We start from the raw sequence: 560 nt of genomic DNA on the forward strand, positions 1-560 counted from the left end.
ACCTGCTCGTCGGCGTGGTAGGAGGAGCGGACGAGGGGGCCAGCCTCCACATGAGCAAAGCCCAGCTCCAGGGCCTCTGCCTTGAGCTCAGCAAACTCCTGCGGATGGTAGTACTTCTCCACAGGTAGATGCCCCTTGGAGGGCCTCAGATACTGCCCCACCGTCAATATCTCCACTCCCACAGCCCTCAGATCCCTCATCACTTGCCTGAGCTCCTCCCTCGTCTCCCCCAAACCCACCATCAACCCACTCTTGGTCAACACCTCCCCATCCAACACCTTGGCCACCTCCAACACCCTCAGACTCCGCTCGTACTTGGCCTGGGGCCTGACCCGCCTGTGCAACCTGGGCACAGTCTCCACGTTGTGGTTGAGGATCTCAGGAGAGGCCTCCACCACCTTGCCCACTGCCCCCTCATCCCCCCGAAAGTCTGGGATCAACACCTCCACCGAGCAGCCAGGCACCCTCCTGTGGATGGCCCTGATGGTACGAGCAAAGATCTCTGCCCCTCCATCAGGTAGCTCATCCCTGGCCACAGAGGTCACCACCACATGCCTGAG

At 61.4% G+C, this 560-nt stretch carries 1 protein-coding gene; it reads right to left on the minus strand.

Features of this window, described 5'->3' with window-relative positions; genetic code table 11:
* The coding region (locus tag N2245_RS13105; RefSeq protein WP_494537177.1) for a lipoyl synthase at positions 1-560 on the minus strand (560 nt) is incomplete at both ends.

Source organism: Thermobaculum sp. T2p (assembly GCF_059335935.1).